Origin of the sequence: Vibrio chanodichtyis, assembly GCF_028863985.1 — a bacterium.
Lineage (GTDB): Bacteria > Pseudomonadota > Gammaproteobacteria > Enterobacterales > Vibrionaceae > Vibrio > Vibrio chanodichtyis.
In genome coordinates, this window is record NZ_JARBFT010000028.1 from 1 (window position 1) to 3,991 (window position 3,991).

Below are 3,991 nucleotides of genomic sequence, written 5' to 3' on the forward strand. Positions count from 1 at the left end.
AATCGGTGATCGGTTTAAACCGAAATGGGTGATCGGATAATCCCGAAATGACTGATCGGAATGCTCCGAAATATGCACCGTACCACTACATCTTCGTGCTCAAGGTCTTTCCGAATATCATAAGCTCTCAATATTCGGCGATATTCCGGACGAGATAACAAGCCCATTCTGTAAGCTAAATCGATGATACGCGATACTGAATAGTTCTCTATATCTTCATGCTTAGAAACTGGAGGAAGTTTGTATTGCTCTGCTGCTTCTTTTGCAATATCTAAACCCGCAATACAGATTTTTTCTCTTAGGTCATGCATTGCTGCGTTAAACATTCGCTGACAAGCACTGCTTGGGTCAACAGGCAAGATTTTATTAACTCTTTGTATGAGATTCTTTGCTTGCCATTCTGGTCTAATTTCTTCCAATAATGCGGGGCCCCCTGAAGAAGCGACAATTTCCGCATTAGGCGATGGTATCAACTCATATTTTTCCACTGAATTTTCCTTATTACATTTAACGCTCGCCTAAGGGGCTGGCAACGCACCAACCAACTTAACGCATAGCAAATTAACCACAAAACCTGCCGCATAACAAAAATGCCGCGCGTTGACAGTCCCTCTTGAGGCGCTTGTTAGTTTCGTAGCCGATTGTTTCACAATGATTTTTCACCAAAATATTTCAGCAACATTTTATGCAAAATCATCGAGCAAACACACGTCCAACATCAAATGCTGTGAAGTTAGCAGCCAAAACTCAAAATGTTCAAGGTTGAGTTGGCCAATAACCGAATTTCCAACAAAGAAAGCGCGCCTAAAGCGATGTTGCCGCTTTTGTGAAACCAATCTTGCCGTGTGGACGCTTCCACAAAATGGATGCATCAAGATTTGCTTACTTTAGCGATCTTGTGCCAACGACATTTCAACGCTTTCTACCCAATCAATATCAAGCGAAGCTAAAAAGCCAATTCGTGAACTTTGAGCATCAAAAGCCGAATAATCGGAACAATTATCACCAATATTTACGAATTATCTTGATAGAAACTAACGCTCGCCTAAGGGGCTGGCAACGCACAAACTAACTTAACGCATAGCAAAGTAACCACAAAAATCACCGCATACCAAAAATGCTACGCGTTGACAGTCCCGCTTGAGGCGCTTGTTAGTTTCGTAGCCGATTGTTTCAAAATGATTTTTACCAAAACACTTGAACCATATTTTATGCAGAACTATCGAGCAAAAACACGTCCAGTATCAAACGCTGTGAAGTTGGCAGCCAAAACTCAAAACGATCAAGGTTGAGTTGGGCAATAACCAAATTTCCAACAAAGAAAGCACGCCTAAAGCGATGTTGCTGCTTTTGTAAAATCAAACTTGCCGTGTGGACGCTTCCACAAAATGGATGCATCAAGGTTTGTTGGCTTTAGCGATCTTGTACCAGCAAATTTTTCAACGCTTTCTACCCAATCAGCATCAAACAAAGCACCAAAGCCAACTCGTGAACTTTGAACACCAAAAGCTAATTTTTCGGAATATTTAGCACCAATTTTGATGAATTTTCTCGATAGAAACTAACGCCGCATTAAGGTGTGAGCAACGCAACCACGAAACTCAACCTTACCACCGTAAACACAAAACCCAACGATGGAATGAAAAATGCCAAGCGTTGGGAATCACTCTTAAATGCTTTGTTAGGTTTATGACTCTTTAGGAGCCCAAAGCGTATGCTCTTGCCACCCCTCAAGGAACCCCATTTGCTCAAGAGTAACTACTTTTGGAGCACTTTCGAGTAAAGACAGTAAACGCTCTGTTAAGCCATTTGAAACTGAAACTTGATCAGACAAATGCTTAATAACGCACAGCCGACTATATAAGGTGTTTTTACGTGTCATATGTTCTTTCAATTCTTTAGTGTCTCGAGGCATAAAGACTTGAAAACTGCGATTCCAAACACGGTTATGGTGTGCGCACAAGTTTCGAAGGTGTGATAAGCAGTGGAACCACGATCCCATAACTTCACCACTTTTAACATCAAATTGTTTGGCAATAGCTTTTTGATCAGACAAAAACAAATCTGCGTAAAGACGTGACCAGGTACCAAAAGTAAGCACTTCAGTTATCATCCAAGATGGAGGTAACGAGGGAGATTGATAGTTATCATAGTAGTGTGAAATGAATAGCTCTTTCGCGTCTTTGATACGCGCATGAAAACCATCGTATTCAAAGGTAGGACTTAAGACAGCTAAATTCATAAACCAATGAGGTCCATGGCTGTTTGCCATATGCTCGCTAATACATGTACGCAAGCCTACTTCAACCTTTTGAATTTCTTCAATTATGAGTAGACGAACTCTACGGTCAAACTCGTATAGTGAAACGATATCATCAAAGGTGGTACCCTCAATAAACGTTTTCGGTAACACAGGGAGAGGCTTTCGCTCTTGTGTCATTTGATAAAACGGGTAACAATAACCACGTAGGCGAAAGTATCCTATGAATTTTAAAGCATTCAGCGCAGCATTCTCGTCTGGAATAACTAAACCTCTTTGCTTTAACTTATCCAACAGAGACTGAGGTGACATAGTCGATTTATTATAGTGCTGCTTTTTTATTTCCGTTTGTTTAGCCATTCACTGATAACCATGCAAAAAAAACCCGCCTATTTGCGCTATTCTGAGAAGGAAGCGTGGCGGGTGTTGTTAAGGCTTAATCTAGCACCAGTTGACGCACCTGTCAATATTACAATTACATAGTTTTCAAACGTAAACCTAACGCCCGCCTAAGGGGCTGGCAACGCACTACCCAACTTAACGCATAACAAATTAACCACAAAAATCACCGCATACCAAAAATGCTGCGCGTTGACAGTCCCGCTTGAGGCGTTTGTTATGCGCTCATTAAAAACTTGACTCAGATCACACTAGTCGCTAATATTTCGAGCGTCGAAAAAATTTCAGACTGGTTCGGTTATTCCAGTCCTCGAGCATATCGAGATTTAGTTGCATTGCGCAAACCCACGGCACTAACCTTTTATTAGGATAGTGCTCATTCCTGTGCGCACTATCCATACTTTGGATTGAATATGCAAAAGAAAAAGACCTTGATTGTCGCACAAATTTTCATCTCCCTTATGATGGCTTTCCTTATGACAGGAATATTTAGTTTTTTCGAGCTTGGAATGACCCACGTCTGGCTACAAGCATGGATGAGCAAATTTATAGTCGCTTGGCCGATCGCCTTTATATTGTCAATTTTCGTTGGTAATCTTGGATTTAAATTAGCAACTAAACTCACGCTATAAATCATTCATGCTGGCTTCAATGGTTGCCAGCATGAGCACATAACGCTCGCCTAAGGGGCTGGCAACGCACACCACAAAACTCAAACACAGCAACCGAAACCACCGCGGCTCAATGGGACTGGAAACGCCACGCGTTGACAGTCCCTCTTGAGGCGTTTGTTATGGCGCTATTCCAAACCATTTGCCTTAAGCCAACTATCAAAATCAGTGAGTCCATGCTTCCTACGAACTCTTACAACTTCAACAGCAAGGAATAGACCAGTCAACAGGCCAAAAAGCAAAGAACCATAAACCTGAGAAATCATAAATCCTTGAAACTGCCATACAAATAACCACATAAATCCACCCCAAAAACCTGCGCCGATTACAGATTGGAGAGCAAATAGCTTTAGTGGGTTTTCAAATATCCTCGGCTTCATATCCAAACGAGCCAACTTATGAAATAGATATGGGTATGGTTTAATTAAACGAGCACTAATGCCCTTTTCAATCAATAGTGTTCGAACAAATTCCATTTTATCCATGATCGCTCCTATATGATGCTTTGCGCCATAACGCCCGATTAAGCAGTGAGCAACGCCTAAACCAACTCAACGCATCACAATGTTCATCACTGTCGTTCTCGCATCACGCCAATGCCGCGCGTTGTGAATCTGTCTTGAATCGCTTGTTAGGTCACGACCAAATGGGTAAAAAGTCT

6 protein-coding genes are annotated in these 3,991 nt (G+C 41.7%); 1 reads left to right on the forward strand and 5 read right to left on the reverse strand.

Going from position 1 to position 3,991, the window contains the following annotated elements:
* Window positions 1–14: 14 nt before the first annotated feature.
* The 4 genes from PUN32_RS13765 to PUN32_RS13790 all read right to left on the reverse strand — a co-directional run bounded on the left by PUN32_RS13765 (window position 15) and on the right by PUN32_RS13790 (window position 2,620).
* Window positions 15–488, reverse strand: a complete 474-nt coding sequence (locus PUN32_RS13765; RefSeq protein WP_274723705.1) for a hypothetical protein — start codon at window positions 486–488, stop codon at window positions 15–17.
* 195 nt (window positions 489–683) lie between these two features.
* Window positions 684–872 carry a DUF645 family protein gene (locus PUN32_RS13775; RefSeq protein WP_274723707.1) on the reverse strand — a complete coding sequence of 63 codons (189 nt, stop codon included), beginning with the start codon at window positions 870–872 and terminating at the stop codon, window positions 684–686.
* 337 nt (window positions 873–1,209) lie between these two features.
* The gene (locus PUN32_RS13785) at window positions 1,210–1,398 is read right to left on the reverse strand and encodes a DUF645 family protein (protein WP_274723711.1); all 189 of its coding nucleotides are present in this window, start codon (window positions 1,396–1,398) and stop codon (window positions 1,210–1,212) included.
* Between the two features lie 289 nt (window positions 1,399–1,687).
* A complete protein-coding gene (locus PUN32_RS13790) occupies window positions 1,688–2,620 on the reverse strand; it encodes an Abi family protein (protein WP_123011671.1) in 933 nt (310 codons plus the stop codon).
* 452 nt (window positions 2,621–3,072) lie between these two features.
* On the opposite strand from PUN32_RS13790, the gene PUN32_RS13800 reads away from it, so the two are divergent.
* Window positions 3,073–3,291 (forward strand): DUF2798 domain-containing protein, encoded by a 219-nt coding sequence (locus tag PUN32_RS13800; RefSeq protein WP_274723708.1) that lies wholly within the window; start codon window positions 3,073–3,075, stop codon window positions 3,289–3,291.
* Window positions 3,292–3,458: 167 nt separating this feature from the next.
* Here the strand turns inward: PUN32_RS13800 and PUN32_RS13805 are convergent, their stop codons facing one another.
* The gene (locus PUN32_RS13805) at window positions 3,459–3,815 is read right to left on the reverse strand and encodes a DUF6404 family protein (protein WP_274723709.1); all 357 of its coding nucleotides are present in this window, start codon (window positions 3,813–3,815) and stop codon (window positions 3,459–3,461) included.
* Window positions 3,816–3,991: the final 176 nt, after the last annotated feature.

Coding starts and splice junctions, on each gene's coding strand:
- PUN32_RS13800 (WP_274723708.1), top strand. CDS start 3,073: ATGCAAAAGAAAAAGACCTTGATTGTCGCACAAATTTTCATCTCCCTT.
- PUN32_RS13785 (WP_274723711.1), bottom strand. CDS start 1,398: ATGCATCCATTTTGTGGAAGCGTCCACACGGCAAGTTTGATTTTACAA.
- PUN32_RS13775 (WP_274723707.1), bottom strand. CDS start 872: ATGCATCCATTTTGTGGAAGCGTCCACACGGCAAGATTGGTTTCACAA.
- PUN32_RS13805 (WP_274723709.1), bottom strand. CDS start 3,815: ATGGATAAAATGGAATTTGTTCGAACACTATTGATTGAAAAGGGCATT.
- PUN32_RS13790 (WP_123011671.1), bottom strand. CDS start 2,620: ATGGCTAAACAAACGGAAATAAAAAAGCAGCACTATAATAAATCGACT.